12 protein-coding genes are annotated in these 16,606 nt (G+C 51.1%); 7 read left to right on the top strand and 5 right to left on the bottom strand.

All coding sequences use genetic code 11. The annotated features are described in order from the left end of the window. Nucleotides 1-178 precede the first annotated feature (178 nt). The gene (locus DEV76_RS24840; protein ID WP_157963101.1) at nt 179-736 is read right to left on the bottom strand and encodes a hypothetical protein; all 558 of its coding nucleotides are present in this window, start codon (nt 734-736) and stop codon (nt 179-181) included. A gap of 536 nt (nt 737-1,272) precedes the next feature. On the opposite strand from DEV76_RS24840, the gene DEV76_RS24835 reads away from it, so the two are divergent. Both DEV76_RS24835 and DEV76_RS24830 read left to right on the top strand, forming a co-directional pair. Then, nucleotides 1,273-5,040: a caspase family protein gene (locus tag DEV76_RS24835; protein WP_198652229.1), complete on the top strand. Its 3,768-nt coding sequence runs from the start codon at nt 1,273-1,275 to the stop codon at nt 5,038-5,040. A gap of 34 nt (nt 5,041-5,074) precedes the next feature. Next, nucleotides 5,075-5,908 (top strand): gasdermin, encoded by an 834-nt coding sequence (locus tag DEV76_RS24830; protein WP_109700660.1) that lies wholly within the window; start codon nt 5,075-5,077, stop codon nt 5,906-5,908. A 14-nt stretch (nt 5,909-5,922) separates the two neighbouring features. On the opposite strand, the gene DEV76_RS24825 is transcribed toward DEV76_RS24830, so the two are convergent. Beyond that, complete coding sequence (locus DEV76_RS24825) at nt 5,923-6,393, bottom strand: DinB family protein (RefSeq protein ID WP_198652227.1); 471 nt, start codon at nt 6,391-6,393, stop codon at nt 5,923-5,925. A 146-nt stretch (nt 6,394-6,539) separates the two neighbouring features. Then, the gene (locus DEV76_RS24820) at nt 6,540-7,298 is read right to left on the bottom strand and encodes an SDR family NAD(P)-dependent oxidoreductase (RefSeq protein WP_109700659.1); all 759 of its coding nucleotides are present in this window, start codon (nt 7,296-7,298) and stop codon (nt 6,540-6,542) included. 358 nt (nt 7,299-7,656) lie between these two features. On the opposite strand from DEV76_RS24820, the gene DEV76_RS24815 reads away from it, so the two are divergent. Further along, nucleotides 7,657-8,541, top strand: coding sequence for an alpha-1,2-fucosyltransferase (locus DEV76_RS24815; protein WP_109700658.1), 885 nt, complete (start codon nt 7,657-7,659; stop codon nt 8,539-8,541). Nucleotides 8,542-8,543: 2 nt separating this feature from the next. Here the strand turns inward: DEV76_RS24815 and DEV76_RS24810 are convergent, their stop codons facing one another. Both DEV76_RS24810 and DEV76_RS24805 read right to left on the bottom strand, forming a co-directional pair. Beyond that, nucleotides 8,544-9,941, bottom strand: coding sequence for a serine hydrolase (locus DEV76_RS24810; protein ID WP_109700657.1), 1,398 nt, complete (start codon nt 9,939-9,941; stop codon nt 8,544-8,546). 42 nt (nt 9,942-9,983) lie between these two features. Beyond that, a complete protein-coding gene (locus tag DEV76_RS24805) occupies nt 9,984-10,874 on the bottom strand; it encodes a TraB/GumN family protein (protein WP_157963100.1) in 891 nt (296 codons plus the stop codon). A 499-nt stretch (nt 10,875-11,373) separates the two neighbouring features. On the opposite strand from DEV76_RS24805, the gene DEV76_RS24800 reads away from it, so the two are divergent. The 4 genes from DEV76_RS24800 (at nt 11,374) to DEV76_RS24785 (ending at nt 16,596) form a co-directional block, all read left to right on the top strand. After that, entirely contained in the window at nt 11,374-14,535 is a 3,162-nt protein-coding gene (locus DEV76_RS24800) for a TonB-dependent receptor (protein ID WP_109700655.1), read from the top strand. A 308-nt stretch (nt 14,536-14,843) separates the two neighbouring features. Beyond that, nucleotides 14,844-15,110, top strand: a complete 267-nt coding sequence (locus DEV76_RS24795) for an Ada metal-binding domain-containing protein (RefSeq protein ID WP_109700654.1) — start codon at nt 14,844-14,846, stop codon at nt 15,108-15,110. Continuing rightward, a complete protein-coding gene (locus tag DEV76_RS24790) occupies nt 15,086-15,685 on the top strand; it encodes an alpha-ketoglutarate-dependent dioxygenase AlkB family protein (RefSeq protein ID WP_109700653.1) in 600 nt (199 codons plus the stop codon). Before DEV76_RS24795 ends, DEV76_RS24790 begins: the two co-directional genes overlap by 25 nt. 71 nt (nt 15,686-15,756) lie before the next feature. Continuing rightward, nucleotides 15,757-16,596: a methylated-DNA--[protein]-cysteine S-methyltransferase gene (locus DEV76_RS24785; RefSeq protein WP_109700652.1), complete on the top strand. Its 840-nt coding sequence runs from the start codon at nt 15,757-15,759 to the stop codon at nt 16,594-16,596. Nucleotides 16,597-16,606 lie beyond the last annotated feature (10 nt).

Raw genomic sequence — 16,606 nt, 5'->3', positions numbered from 1 at the left:
GCTATGCGCTCTGAATCTGAATATTGGCTTTTTCTGCCCTGCGTCTTCTTCATAAAGGAAATTTAATTTAAACGTTATTAAATCCCTAAACTGTAAAGCCAATTTTGAAATAAGACAGGAATCAACCCCGGCGTGGCGGTAACACTGTTTTAAATAATGTTTACATGACAAACTTGCCTTACTCCTCTTTACAGCCAAGTGCCATGCCCAGTGCCAGGGGAATAATCATCATGGTATTGAACAATACAAACAGGGCAACCCGGGGGAGGATGTCGTATTGCCAGATCCAGCTTTTACCAAACCGATCCATAATCACATAGGCTATGATCATACACAACCAGGTGAGTGCAATGGTTAGTTTGCGGAAACGGACAATGTCCCAGCGGTCTATCAGAAAAGTCATAGTAACCGCTACAAACAGGCCGTTGCACACGTTATAGGCCCATTCCGTTTTGGTAATGGTCATCATGAGCGGTAAAAGAATAAAGCTGCCGAAGAGGAAAATGAGGATAACACCAATGGGCAGGAACACTAATTTGGCGAGGTGGAGCCTGCCGGATCCGAATATGATGGAAGCAGCCATCAGTGTCAGGAAGCCCAGGCCTGTAACAAGGCCTTTATCATTTTTAGTAAACTCATCGTAATGCGTAACAGCAACAGACCATATTGCCGTAGCAATCAAAAAGAATAAAACTGTTCTGAAAAAAATGCGGGGATGAAAAGCCAATTGATGCATAAGTATAGGTTCAGGGTTTGTTTCCGTATCCGTTATCAGTAAGGGTGATGGGAAAGATACTTCTGTTTCGGAAATTTTTATAAAAAATTCTCATCACAACCAACATCTCTGCACTACCCAACATCCCATGAAATTATTCAATTTGATATTAATCAACAACTGTATCACTTTCTTTTTCCATAACTTGCCTGCCACTATGGGGAATGCTTTCAGGTATGTGTTTCAAAGTAAGCAAACAGGCAAAAAACCTACTGTATCAAACAGTTATTACTGTAGAAATGTTATATTTGGAATAACGTGAACAAGACCCCGGCATTTTCCATTTGAAGATTAACTGAATGAAGATAATTGATGGTCCCTATTGTACCTGAGCATAATTTACCCTGTTTAAAATCTGTCCCACAAATCTGCTAAACCCCAAACCTGTAGCAATGATGCGATATGATTCTCTGCCCCAGATTGAAGCGCGTTTTAGGAGCGAAGCCGCGGCATATTTACGGCCATTTTCGTTACCTGTATCCAATGAACCGGCTCTTATGCTAAATGGTTTATTATACTCCCCTCCTAACCGGGACTATTACTATTCCGCGGCACACCCCAAGGAAAGGATCGTACTCCATTTCACGGCGGGCAATACCAGGTCGGATATGATTAGTCTTACCCAACCCGGCCGCCATGTATCCGTAGCTTTCGTAATAGCAAGAGACGGCACCATTTACCAGCTGTTTCCTTCGGCCGGATGGTCGGGCCATATTGGTGCGGGTATCGGCAATCAGGGCACGGGCAACAGTCAGGATAAGGCAACCATCGGCATAGAAATATCTAACTACGGATACCTGGTGCCGCAGGGCAACCAGCTGGAAACGATTTATTCCCGCGTGCGGAACCCGGCAACGGGCCGTGTGAGCCCGCCGGACCCCTACTGCCTCCTTTCGCAAACAGAGGCTTATACGAAGCTGGACGACCCTTACAGAGGGCAGTCATATTATGCTACGTATACTCCTGAGCAAATGAACAGTACCATCATACTGCTGCGCTTCCTGACTGCGAAGTACAATATCCCCCGGCAATTCCTCCCGCAGGAAACGCGGTACATGGCTACCAATGATGTGTTACAGTTTAAAGGGATCGTTACGCATGCCAATTACCGTCCCTCCGGCAAATGGGACATTGGGCCGGCCTTTGACTGGGCGGGGCTGATGGCATCTGTTCAGCAACCACAATATACTTCTACTGCCCCTGCTCCACGCGGTATTGCCGCCGATGCGCTGGATAGTGAAGAAGATATTACCGCCCTGTTTGCCACGCAGAAAACGGCCCCAGAACCCATGACACAAGCGGGCGACAACAGCGGGTATACACCAGAACTGTTTGAGAACGCCCCCCTGCAACCGGAAGGCACTGCTCCCGGGAAGCTCCGTGCATTGCTGGCAGGTATCAACAACTACCGCAACGTAAACCCGCTCACCGGCTGCCTGAAAGATGTGGAAAACATGGAGAAATACCTTCGCAAACGCACCTCTTTTACACCCGGCGCCAACGACATCCGTATACTGAGAGATGATGAAGCCACGCGGGATGCCATCATAGCAGGGATACGCGAGCTTAAGAAAGACGCACAGCCCGAAGACACCCTGCTGTTCTTCTTCTCCGGCCATGGTGCACAGGAGCATGCAGACCCTGCCTGGAAGGAAAACGACGGATTCCTCGAAACCATCGTATGCTACGATGCCACTGATAAAGACGCCGAATTCATGCTGACGGATAAAGAACTGCGCTTCCTGTTGCGCGAACTGCATGAAGCCACAGGCGCTCACATACTTGCGATATTCGACTGCTGCCACGCCGGAGATAATACCCGCGGCGCCGGCATACGGAAAGCTTACAACAATGAAATACACGAACGCCGCCTCAGCGAAACAGGAGAACAGCGTGAGTGGGATGATTTTCTGTTTGCAGATGTATTTACCCGCGCACGCCTCGAAGCGGAAGGCCCCGCACAACTCCTGCCGGAAGGAAGCCATGTACAAATGGCCGCCTGTGAAGACGATCAGCTGTCTATCGAAAAGAACGGCGCCGGTGTATTCACCACCCGCCTGCTGGCTACGCTGGACGCGGCTAACGGCAACCTCAGCTACATCACGCTGCGCGACCGCCTTCGGCAAACGATGCGCTTTACTTATGAACAGACACCCCGCATCTACGCAGCCGGACAAGCACATGCACTGTTGCAGAAAGGCTTCCTGAATCAGCGGATAGATCAGCCCTATCTGATCACCGAGGTGAGCTACAACAAATCAAAAGGCTGGCAGCTGAACCTCGGCGCTATCCACGGCATACAAACCAATAGCACCATCTTAGTAACCGATTCCGCCAGTCCCAATAAAACCTATAGCGCCACAGTGGATGAGATTAGGGTAGATTATACAAAAGTGACTATTAACAGCACTGACCCCATGAAGCCCGACAGCAAAAAATCGCACAGGGCAAGGGTGACCGGGATTATGAGCGGACAGCTCAGGCTGGAGCTGAATAATGTAAACGGCAACCCGGCCGAACTGGAGAAAATGCTGGAACAGCTGGATAAGGAAGCGGAAAACTTTAACACTTTTGCTTCCGGGGGAAAAGACGGTGCGGGTGAACAACCCGATTACACGCTCCACATCCGTTATGGCGATGCCATTATAACCCTTCCCGGCGATCCTTACCGGCCGGTAACAGCGCCCGTCCCATTGGATCAGGAGCACAGTCTTGCCACGGTGATCGCCCAACTGAAGCAGCTGTCGCGCTGGCATTTCATCAAGCAGTTGCGCAACACGGCAGAACAGCCAGGCTTCCCCCCGCAGCCGCTCGACATTGCGATTACCCGCATCACTACAGGCGGGGCGCGGCATACAGTACCGGAGCAAAACGAGCATGTGGTATTGGAATATGAAGAAACACCCAATGGCTGGATAGGGGCACTCGAAGTAAAGCTGACCAACACTACAGATCAGGATCTTTACGTGGCAGCTATATTCCTCAATGCCCTGTTTGGCAGTACCGGCGGGCTTCTTCCGGGCGATGGCGTGATCAAGCTGCCGCCGGGTAAATCTGAATTCCTTATAAACGATAATAAGCCTGTTCTGGAACTTGAACTGGAACAGTACGTGCAGGAATACAACTGGCCTTCTACCCGTGAGGCATTCACTTTCCTCGTGAGCACGGAAGTATTCAGTGTAAGTTCTCTTGAAATGCCGGGCCTCCCCGCTCCCCCCACTACAAATAAAACCAGATCGCGGGGTGTTAAACTCCGGAAACCGGAAGAAAGAGGAAAGCCTAAGTTTACCGGTTGGGTAACACAGCACCTGGATATCCAGTTCATTAACCCTACTTACAATATAATCGACGCAAAAACGCTGGATCTTTTACTGAAAGATGAAGAAACCGCCTTCTTCGCTGCCGGCATTTACTACAATGTAAAACTGGATGCAAACGGCCAGCCATCAGATCTGGAATTAAAACCTGAAATTACTGTTATCGGCACAAAGAGCATATTAGGCGATCTGAAGCTGAAGCTGGCCAATCTGGTAGAAACCACCATGAGGAAGAAGCTGTACCGGCGATTGAAGAAAACTGATTTGCCGAGGATTGTAGCAGAAGGAGACTCATGGTTCCAATACCCCATCCTCGTCAAGGACATCCTCGATCACCTGTACCGCCACTACGCCATCTGCAGCATCGCAGAAGCGGGTGATACGCTGGAAAATTACATGGTCAGCAAAGACTATCTGAAATATGTGAAAAGTGAAAATCCGCCGGTATTCCTCGTGAGCGGTGGTGGTAACGATATCCTTGGCAGCCAGTTCCGCGATTTTCTGCGGGAGGCACCCGACCCCGGAGATACCACGCTCAACAAATACCTGGAACCGCTCTTTCATACAAAACTGCAACAGCTGCAGGATTGGTACAGGGTCATGTTCAACGACCTTATCGCATATAATACCAACATCCGAATACTGGCACACAGTTACGATTATGTGATACCGGTTGATACAGACATTTATCCGAAGAAAACCAGCTGGCTGGGTAAGTACATGATCGAAAAGAACATCCGGGAGCAGGACGAGCGGGAAAGATTGCTCATCCATATCCTCGACCAGTTCAACGACAAGCTGAAAGCCGTGATTGAGGAATTCCCGCAGAATGCCACCTACATTGATGCCAGGAAACTCGTGAACCGCGACAGCTGGTATGACGAGATCCACCCTACCAATGAAGGTTTCGCGCTGGTGGCAGATAAGTTCATTGCCGCCATGTCTTAACACTTACATCATCACTTCATAACCAATACATATCATGGCATTCAAATCGCGCCTCTGCAAAAACAACACTACGGATTACATCCGGGAAACATTCGCCGCCACACCCCTCAAAGTGCCGGAAGCACGGATGGCACCATTAATTGTGCTCGCTTCCCATAACGACGAAACTAAGTTCAGGGGAGATCTGAAGTTTCTCCTGAAAGACACAGCTGCCTTCAACATCGCCATCAACACCACTCCGGTGGCCGATGTAGCCATGGAACGCACCCGCAAGATGGATATCAACGCCGGCTTCAACATCCTGGATGGTTTCTTCAAAGCATTACAGTTTAGCCCCATCACCCTCGGGCTGGTATTGAAAGGCGTGAAAGAGATATCGCTCTCCTTCAGCAATACCCAGCGCAACTGGGTAGACCTTGGCCAATTGGGCCAGGCCGTACGCAACAATACCATCGATACACAGAACCCTGCACTGGGAGTATTTACCGGTGAAGAACCGGCAGATATGCTGCTGATCACCGATGCGATTGTGAGCCCTTCCTTTACCATCAACGATGAATCCGGCAGCGATACCTCTTTCGACGCCAGCATTCCGCTGATCGAAAAGGTTATTGCCGACGGGAAGCTGGGTGTGAAAGTGGAAAAAACCGCCAAAACATCCATCTCATTTACCAACACCATCCCCCTCACCTTCGCGTTTTCCTGCGTAAAGCTTAAATATCACCCTGAAACCGGTTCGGTATCCATCATGGAAAATGTTACGCCCCGAAAATCAAAAGGAGCGAACGGACAGCAAACAGAAGAAACAACGCCGCTGGTACTGCTGGACGACGACGATTTCCACCCGGGACTGCTATCGGTAGACTGATAACCGGAAGGCGATCAGCCTTCCAGTACACGGCGCAGGTAATTCACCTGCCCGAGGTGGTAACTGATATGCGTAAGGATGTGTGTAATGAACCAGGCGGTAGAAACATCCTGCTCCATGAATTTGCGGGGGAACGTAGCTTCGAGGGAACCTTCGGGCATGGACGACAGGATCTCTACTGATTTTATGCGGGTAGCCGTAAGCTCCCGGAGCATGTCGAGACGAGGTACATTCTTATTGGCAAACTCCCCTTCGCGCTGGCGCACGAAGCCGGTATTACCGAGGGTGGCGCCGATGAAATGATTGAGGGAACCGGTGAGGTGAAGGCAAAGGTTACCTGCGGGATTGGTGATAGCGCCCGTGGTTTTCCAGAGGTTACTTTCTTCGGAAAAGGCACTGATCTCATCGTGCAGCTTTTGCAGATCGCGATCCAGCAATTGTGCGAATATGGTCCACATATTCTGTTCTACTGATACAGGTTTCATCTTCTGTTGTTTTAAGCGTTGAATCTGCATCAAATATACTGTTTTATACCATTCGGTCAACTTTAATGCTTTCAGGATAAGATACCTGCAAAAAGAAAGCGGCTCCCCAACCAGGGAGCCGCTTTTTATTAATATGAGCGTGGTTATTACTTAGCGTTTGAGCCACCGTCGATTACATATTGTGCGCCGGTGATAAACTGGCTGTCGTCGGACCCGAGGAACAGTACCAGCTTCGCGATCTCCAGCGGTTCGGCATACCGGCCGAGAGGAATACCGGAAGCAAAGCCTTTCTGCATTTCCTCGGCTTTACCGGGAGCATAGCCTTCTTCGATGGAGCGCATCATCCTGTTGTTAACAGGCGATGGATGAATGGAGTTAACCCGGATCTTACGTGCCGCAGCTTCCAGCGCGGCAGTTTTCATGATACCCAGCGTAGCGTGCTTACTGGTGACGTAAGCCACGAAATCGGGCGAGCCGCCAAGGCCGGCTACGGAAGAAGTGATGATCATACTCGCACCGTCATTCATCTGCGGCAGCACGTACTTACATCCGAGGAACACACCCCGTACGTTTACGGCCATCACTTTATCGAACACCTCTTCAGGGAACTCGGTGATAGGGGCAACCGCGCCTTCGATACCGGCGTTGTTGAAGAATATATCGATTTTACCGAAATGCTTTACGGCTTCCGTTGCGTAACGTTTCACATCTTCTGACTTTGTTACATCTGCCGCCACATAGGCGGCTTTAGCACCTAACTCTCTTGCAATCTTTTTCAATGCACCTTCATCCAGGTCTACCAGCACTACACTGGCACCTTCTTCGAGGAATAACTTTGCGGTCGTCTGTCCGATACTGCCTGCACCTCCTGTGATGAGGGCTACCTTATTTTCCAATCTTTTCATAATGCAATATTTTAGAATGATACAATACTGTTACTGGTGAGGCGGGATAAAAAGGGTTGTGTGTTGAAGTATTTCAAAGTTACCCAAACAGGCGGGGCATAAACATGACAACTATCATCAACACCATCAATTAACATTTTGTTTAGATAACGGTATAAACGGTATGTGATGCGTATAAAATAATCTTTCCTCTTCCCAACCTTTTCTTTCTCAAGGCCTGTCTATTCCCAAAACATTGGCATGAAGAACTGATTCCCCTTCCGGAAAACTATGCGCTATAATTTCTGAAGTTAGCATACCAGTCCGCATACAGGGCCTGGTGCTGTATTGGGAAATCCATGCCCCGAAACCAAGGCATATGATCATTGTGAAACTAATGGGCGGACTGGGCAATCAAATGTTCCAGTACGCGCTGGGCCGCGCGCTCAGCCTTCAGCACGGTACTACTCTAAAGCTCGACCTGCAGTGGCTGCACGACCATCGGGCCAACCGTGGCCCCAACTTTATACACCGGCATTACGACCTTGATGTGTTCGGCATACAACCCGAAATCGCAACAGAAGCCGAGATCCGGAAACTGCGCAAATCGTGGACGTCCTGCAAATGTGTAGACCGCTGGCTGCACGCCATGTTGAATATCCCTCCTGCCTGGTGCCGCGAGCCGCACTTCCATCACAGCCCTGCAATCCGTAAAAGCGGCCCGGATGTTTACCTGGACGGATACTGGCAGTCGGAGAAATACTTTGCATCACATGCCGCTGCTATCCGGCAGGATTTCACCCTCCGTCACCCGCTCGAAGGGCATGCTGCATCTATTCTTGAGAGGATAGAAAATACAACATCGGTATGTGTGAATGTGCGCCGGAAAGAATTTGTCGGGCACCCCTATCATGGAGCTATGGATCCGCAATATTATGCAATGGCAGAAACCCGGATGCGTAAACTGGTGAAAGATCCCCACTTCTTCATCTTTTCTGATGAGCCGGAATGGTGTATGGAAAAGCTGCGGTTCAAAGGGCCGGTTACACATGTGCCCCTTACCTGCGCCGGTGAAAAGTACCGCGACATTTTCAGGATGATGACAGCCTGCAGGCACTTCATTATTCCCAACAGCACCTTTGGCTGGTGGGCTGCCTGGCTGCCGGCTCATGCCCATAAAAAAGTAGTAGCCCCTTACCACTGGTTTGCCAACGGTCCGCGCGACACGCAGGACCTGCTGCCCTCCGGCTGGGAAAGGATATAGATTTATTTATCCCGCAGCTTCTTCAGCATTTCCACGGCATTGGGATTATCCGGTTTCATGCGGAGTGTTTTTTCGTAATTGGCGATAGCCTGTGCCTTATCGCCGTTCTCCATATACCCCTCTGCAAGACTGTCCCACACGTTCGCAGATGCCGGGTAGTCTGCCGCGTTCTGCTTAAATACGGCAATGGCATCGGCATATCGTTTATTGCGTAGTAATTCATAACCGATCATGTTCATCTGATCTTCCCCGATCTTTTGCTTACGCGCGGCCACATGTTGCTGAATAGCCTTTTCCCCTCCCAGTTGATGTATAGACCGCGTAACTGCTTCGGCCTGCCCGTCGAATTTCCCATATGCCACCCATTTCACCACACCATCCTGCCGGCCTCCGGGAGCAATGGCCAGTATATCTGCCGCGGGTGAAAGTCCGTTGGCGCTGTTGGTGAAATATACAATCCCGTTCCGCTTTGCGGGGTCTATAACGAACAACGCACGGCTGTCGCCCTGATCCCCCCAATGCCAGGCGTACCTGCCGGTAGCTGAGCTGTCCAGCCCCACACCCAGCCCCCAGGCAACACCGGGCATCTTCTCCATATCGGGGTATGCATGCGGTGTAAACATTTCGCGGTGCAGTTCGGGATCTAATCGGTTACCGGCCATGAGGGCGGAGAGGAAAATGGCATAGTCTGCCGCGGTGGTGCGCAAGCTGGCGGCGGCGTTCTGATTTGGATAATCGGCCGAGTATGCCGTGTTCCCCAGCCAGTTGTGGCGTGGTACGTGAAGAGCCCTGAGGGTTGAATCGAACGTCATGCTGCTGTGGTGCATGCCGAGGGGAATGAATACACTGTCTTTCGCCAGCTCCGCATACTTTTTACCCGTCAGTTTCTCCATCACTTTCGCCAGCATCACAAACCCTTCGCCTGAATACTGGAATTTTTCACCGGGAGTGAACAGGAAGCGCAACAGGGAATCGCTGCGCCAGTTGGGGAAGCCGGCGGTGTGGGTAAGCGTCCGGCGGGCGGTAACACCAGCCAGCCGGGGATCGTTGCCTACATCATACGTATTGCCAAGGTATTCGGAAAGCGGTTTATCAAGATCGAGCTGATGGCTGCCTGCCATGAGCAATGCCATGTATGCCGTTACCACCTTGGTGAGGGATGCGGCTTCGAAGCGGGAGCTGTCTGTAATATGAGCACCGTTGGAATTATTCGCCACACCGAAATGCTGCGTCCATACAGGACGGCCGTTTTCGATGTAAGCGATGGTAAGCCCGGGGATACGGTCGCGCTGCATAAGCGCGGGAATGCGGGCGGCAAGTTGTGCAGGAACAGAAGATTGCGCCTGTGTGGCGAGTGCTGCGAGGCAGCAGCATAGGGTAATCAGGGGGATGCGGAACATATCCCTAATATCGGCAATTTCCGGCAGGAATGGAGCGCCTGGTTACAGGGGCACGTTGGTAACGGTATACCCTGCTTTCCGGAGGAGCATAATCAGGCCTTCCTTACTGATCAGGTGATCCTTACCTACGGCAATGAAGGCGGGCTCTTTTGCGATGATGGCAGGGATCTTCTCCATCCATTTCTTATTCCTTTCACCTACCATGGCTTTTTCGAACTGTGATTGCAGGGAATAATTGAAATAATAGGGAATAAGGCGGCTGCGGTATATACTGGTCTGCAGGAGCTGGTGCTGGTTATCGGTTTCGCCTGAATGTCCGCTGACGCGGCCTGCCAGTCTGGAAGCCTGATCGTGCAGGGCTGCACTGGAATTAAGCGCCATTACCTGTTCGCGCGGGGTTTCGAGGGCGGAAACGTTCATCCCCAGCTTTTGAGCCTTTTCTTTCAGAAACTGATCGATCCCCGCTTCTGCAGGGGCCGAATTGCCGGAGGATTCTTCTGATTTCAGGTCAAGGATCAGTTGATTGGCTGCCTGGGGCTTTAACCGGGGTATCTGCGAAAGGTATGTTGAATCCTCCCCTTTCAGCTTACTACGGAAGAAAACCATAAGCGTATCATAAGCACTGGCCGACATGTAACGCTGGAGGGAATCATCAGCCGGGAAGTACAGGAGATCGGAATAATCTTCCGCATTGGTGGGTAACGACTCACAGACAAACACTTTCGCCTTAGACAGGGATTGCCCGATGGCAGGAAAGGAATCCACAAAGGAGCCGCCGATACTGTGCATGGTACCGAAGAGATACGAAGGTGCCGGGAGACCTTTGCCCGTTACTTTCCATAACTGGGAATAGCGGGTAACTTTCTGGGAACGGGCAGGAAGGGTAAGTAACAAGGCTGCCAGGGGAAGGATTATACAACGGAGTAACATCATAGATATTATTATATTCCCATATCTGCAACAACTGTTCCAAATCCTCCGGATCCCCCGGCGCCATCTTATCCCGTGAAAATTCCATTTTGACGGCTGGGGAATTCTACTATCTTTACAATCGAAATATTCCATGATACGAAAAACAAGAAAACCACGTAACGTTATGCATGAGAGCAAAACGCCTAACGATCAAATCAGTAAATTAAATTAACAGTTAAATCTACAATCACCAGCCTAACGGTCAGCATACTGGTGACAGGAAAATAAAACCGCACATTCAGCTTCTCTTGTCGGAGAAGAAATTCAGAATCATTACAAGAGCAACAGGCATCTTTCCAATAAGCATGCGTGTTCATCAAGTTGCGGGTTCATCGTCTCAGCAACAGGCATAACCACCTGTTACTCCGGGCTTATATGAACTTTCTGTTACCAATGCCCTATAGTATCGGATAGCTATGTACCTTTTATAATTTTACACCTCGAAAAAAAATGCTGCTGCATGAAACACATCCTCTCTCTTATGCTTTGCCTTAGCTGTCTGGCTGTGCCAGGGCTGCGCGCTCAAACCACGCAGGCCTCGATTCTCGGGGTAGTTTCGGACGAAAACAAACAACTCATCCCCGGTGCATCGGTGATGGTAAAGAACAATTCAACTGGCTTTACCAACCGAACCGTCACCAACAACAAGGGGGAATACAACTTCCGTGAGCTGCCCCTCGGCGGCCCTTACACGATCACCGTAACGTATGTTGGCTATGCCACTTATGAGCAGGGCGGTCATTCCCTCAACCAGGGCGACGTGCTCCGGCAGAACATCGTGCTTAAATCCTCTTCCGTTAGTATCGGGGAAGTGAAAGTGGTAGGCAACGCTCTCCGCAACAAGCGCGAGAACTTCGGCGCCGCTACTACCGTAACCGCCCGCGATATTCAGAAGCTCCCGGTGAACGGCAGGAACTTTACCTCCCTGGTAGACCTCTCCCCGCTCAGCCGCGGCAGCAACCTGTCCGGCCAGCTGGCATCTTCCGTTAACTTCACGATCGACGGTACATCCGCCCGTAACCCTACATCCGGCGGTGGCTCCAACAGCCGTACCGGCGCCCCTTACATCATTTCGATGGAGGCCATCCGTGAGTTTAAAGTGGTAACCAACCAGTACGATGTAACCTACGGCAGAAGCGGTGGCGGTACCATCAGCACCGTAACCAAATCCGGCACCAACGAATTCACCGGTAGCGCGTTTATGTTCGGCCGTACAGACTGGGCTTCCAGCAAGTACGACATCCGCGGCGCCAAGCGCGATGCCAAGTTCTCCACCTACCAGTATGGCGTAGCCTTCGGCGGCCCCATCATCAAAGACAAGGCCCACTTCTTCGTAACCTGGGATCACCAGGCCGATGCCCGTCCGCTCCTGATCGCAGAGATCAAAAGTCCGGAAGACGAAGCCCGTCTTAATATTACACAGACTACCCTCGACCGTTTCCTCAACACCGCGCGTACCAAATATGGTGTGGCTAACACCCCCCAGTTTGGCAACTTCGATAAGAAGCGCGGAACGGATGCGATTTTTGCGCGTGTAGACTGGCAGCTGAATGAGCGTAACCTCCTCACCATCCGCAACAACTACATCAACGACCGCAACTTCCAGGGCCGCGACGACAATACTTCCATCAACATGTATGAAGTATATGGCGATGCCAATGTGTACAACAACAGCTTCCTCGCTACTCTCCGTACAGTGGTAAACCCGAAAGTAACCAATGAGCTGAAAGTGCAGCACCTGTATACTTTCGAGGAAAGCGTACCCAACAAGCAACTGCCGCGTGAAAACATCCCCCGTGCCATCGTGGAAAACATCACCTCTACCGTGAACGGTAAAACGGTGAACACCAACATCCAGCTGGGTGGCCAGCGTTATTCGCCCGAGCACTTCTACAACAACATCGTGCAACTGGTGGATAACGTGTATTACAACACCGATAAGGCAAACTTCACTTTCGGTACAGACATCATGTACAGCCATCTGAACTCCCTGTACGGCAGTGAAATGAATGGCCGTTTCTACTACCGTGGCATGGATGCTTTTGAGGCTAACACCCCTTACCGTTACGCCCGCGAAGTAGCCATCGGCGGCAACCCCGCGCTGAATCAGAATGTTCTGAACGCAGGCCTGTATGCACAAATGCAGACCAAGCTGGCGAAAGGTCTGGAAATGATTGCCGGTCTCCGTGCTGATTATACCAGTTACATGGACAAGCCCAATTTCAACCAGACGGTTTCCGACAAACTGGGTCTCAATACCAGCAACGGACTTAACTCCTTTATCATCCAGCCGCGTATCCAGTTCAACTGGGATATCGCAGACAAGCATACCGACTACCTGCGTTTTGGTGCCGGCATCTTCGGTTCCGATATCAACAACTATGCGATGATCAACAACCAGCTGTTTGATGGTACCAAGGTGATCTCTATCGACGTGAACGACCCGGCGCTGTTGCCCATCCCCAACTTCCCCGGCTACCGCGACAACCCGGCTTCCGCTCCCGGCGAGGCTTACATCGCGGAAAAGAACCTGCCTAAAACCAGCACCATCAACATGAACGGTAAGGATGCCCGCATCCCCGTGATCTATAAAGCGAACGTTTCCTATAACCACTTCTTCAACGACCGTCTGAAAGCAGGTATCACCTTCTTCACCACCATCGCCCGCCACAACTACATGTATGTGGACCGTAACATGGTGGACCAGCCTTACTTCCGCCTTGCCAACGAAGGCAACCGTGGTGTATACGTACCTGCGTCTACTATCCGTGATAACGGTACGCTCGACTGGCAATCCGGCCGCAAAACCACTGACGTGGGCCGTGTACTGGAACTGAACAGCGGTGGTAAAGTGAATCAATACGCAGTGGTGCTGGATGCAACCTGGCGTTACTGGAAAGATGGAGAAGTGACCGGTAGCTTTACCTGGAACGATTCCAAAGACAATACCTCTTACAACGGCGACGTGGCCAATACCGCAACCCTCGGGTTGATGACTGCGGAAGATCCCCGCAACCTGAGCAAAATGACGTATTCCGACAACCAGTTCCGCACCAAGGTGGTGCTTTACGGTACGCTCCCTTCCTGGAAAGGCTTTAGCGTGGGCGTACGTTATTCCGGCCTGGGTGGCACCCGCTACTCCCTTGCAGTGAATGGTAACGTAAACGGTGATTTCGTAGCTTCCAACGACCTGGCCTACATCTTCGACGTGAACGACCAGAAGGTACCGCAGGTTTACCGCGATGGTATCAATGCCATCCTGAATAACCCTAACGCGAGCAACAGCCTGAAAAAGTACATCCGTGAGAGCATGGGTAAAGTGGCAGAACGCAATGGCGGTATCAACGATTTCTTTGGCGTGTGGGATCTCCGCATTGCCAAGAAGTTCAACTTCGCCAAGCGTCATGGCATTGAGCTGTCTATTGACGGGTTTAACGTGGCCAATATGCTGAATAAGGATTGGGGTACCAACCAATCGCTCGGCAAGCAGAACATTTACACCACTACCGCATTTAACAGAGCGGAGAATGTGTATGTATACCGTGTAGGCGCAACTACCGGCGTGGTATCCCCTTCGGGTACGCCATGGCAGGTACAGTTTGGCGCCCGCTACAGCTTCTAATGCTTTCTTAATCTAAGATTTCCTGCCGGGCCGTCTCACATGTGTGAGGCGGCCCTTTTTATGTTAAAATACTATACATATTATCCCTTTCAATAATTCCAGTAGTCTATTCATTATCAATGACTTGTCCATCGATCCTTCATCCATCCTTCATCCAACCTATAGCAAAAGGTGGGTTTCGATGAAGGATGGATGAAGGATGGATGAAGGATGTATGAAGGAAAATATTCCGAATCCGATATGATTTTAGCAACAGGGTCCGCAAGAAACGGGCTGGCCGGTCGGGCAGGATGGTGTAAATTGCCCGGATGATCGCACATCGTGACATGGGAAATACCGTTCTGGCCAGAAAGGCCGTTTTTAGAGCACTTTACCGGAAAGGCGAGGTTACCCTTGGCGGATACCGCAAAGGGCGGATTTACGGCACGCTCCGGTGCACCAGCGGCAAACGGATGCTGATGGAGAACAGGGTGTTTTTCTCCAGCGAAGCAGAGGCGATTGCGGAAGGGTACCGCCCCTGCGGGCATTGCCTCCCTGACAAATACAAACAATGGAAACTACGCAACAACCCATAAACCTGCTGCCCGTAGATGGTGAAGCACGGCTGTATAATCACTTCTTCCCACCCGAAGAAAGCGCCCGCATCATGGATGCACTGGTGAATGGCATCCAGTGGAAACAGGAACCCATCACCATCATGGGCCGCCAGGTGATGCAGCCGCGCCTTACAGCATGGTATGGCGATGCAGATAAGCCATACACCTATTCCGGCACCACCATGCAGCCACTGCCCTGGACGGAAGAGCTGCAATTCATCCGCTCCCGAATAGAGCCGCTGGCGGGTGTACATTTTACCAGCGCATTGCTCAATTATTACCGCGACGGCAACGACAGCATGGGCTGGCACCGCGACAATGAAAAATCACTGGGACCGCAACCCGTTATCGGATCGGTAAGCTTCGGGGCAGCGCGGTATTTTCATTTCAAACACACCAAAAACAAAGACCTTCGCGTAAAGACCGTTTTAACCGATGGCAGTTTCCTGCTAATGGCGGGCGATACGCAGGAGCACTGGTACCATAGTGTTCCTAAAACGGCAAGGGTAACGGAAGCGAGGATCAATATTACTTTCCGGACGATTGTGGGATGATCCTATTGCGCAAGAAGCGGGTTTTCCGGTGGGCAGGCCGGTAGTAATTTTGAGGTATTAAAAATGGAAACATGGAAACGCAACAACAATTAGATTTCAACAGGATTGCTTCAGCCATCGCGTTCCTCCGGCAACACTTTAAAGACCAGCCGGATCTGGAAGCCGCGGCAGGGCATGTTCATCTTTCCCCCTTCCACTTCCAGCGGATGTTCCAGGAATGGGCGGGTGTAAGTCCCAAGCAGTTCCTGCAATACCTCAGCCTCGATCATGCGAAAAGCAGGCTCATGAAAGGTGCTACCTTGTCTGATGCCGCTTTTGAAACAGGATTATCAGGCACCAGCCGCCTGCACGATCTGTTCATCAAGATTGAAGGCATGACACCCGGGGAATACCGCAACGGCGGGGCCGGCCTCGAAATCAACTACAGCTTCGCTGATAGTCCTTTTGGCCCGCTGATCGTAGCATCTACCGAAAAAGGCGTATGCCACATGGCGTTTGCCGATGCAGGAGAAGCAGCATCGCTCAGCGAATTAAAAGAGAAGTTTCCGCAGGCTGTCTACCGTCAGTTTGTAGACCAGCATCAGCAGAATGCATTGTTTATTTTCGGGCAGGACTGGCATCAGCTGCCGGACATCAAGCTACACCTGAAAGGCTCACCGTTCCAGATACGTGTATGGGAAACCTTACTGAATGTGCCTATGGGCGGGCTCGTTACCTATTCTTCCCTCGCAGAAAACGCAGGGCATAAAGGCGCCTCCCGCGCAGTGGGCACGGCTGTGGCCGCAAACCCGGTAGCCTTCCTCATCCCCTGCCACCGCGTGATCCGCTCTTCCGGAGAAACCGGACAGTACCACTGGGGCAGCGACCGTAAATCGGCCATCATTGGCTGGGAGGCCGCGAAAGTCTCCTGATTCTTTTCAA

Source organism: Chitinophaga deserti, from assembly GCF_003149455.1.
Classification (GTDB): domain Bacteria; phylum Bacteroidota; class Bacteroidia; order Chitinophagales; family Chitinophagaceae; genus Chitinophaga; species Chitinophaga deserti.
Note: the sequence above shows the minus strand (reverse complement) of the source record. Positions and strands in the feature narration are given on the sequence as shown.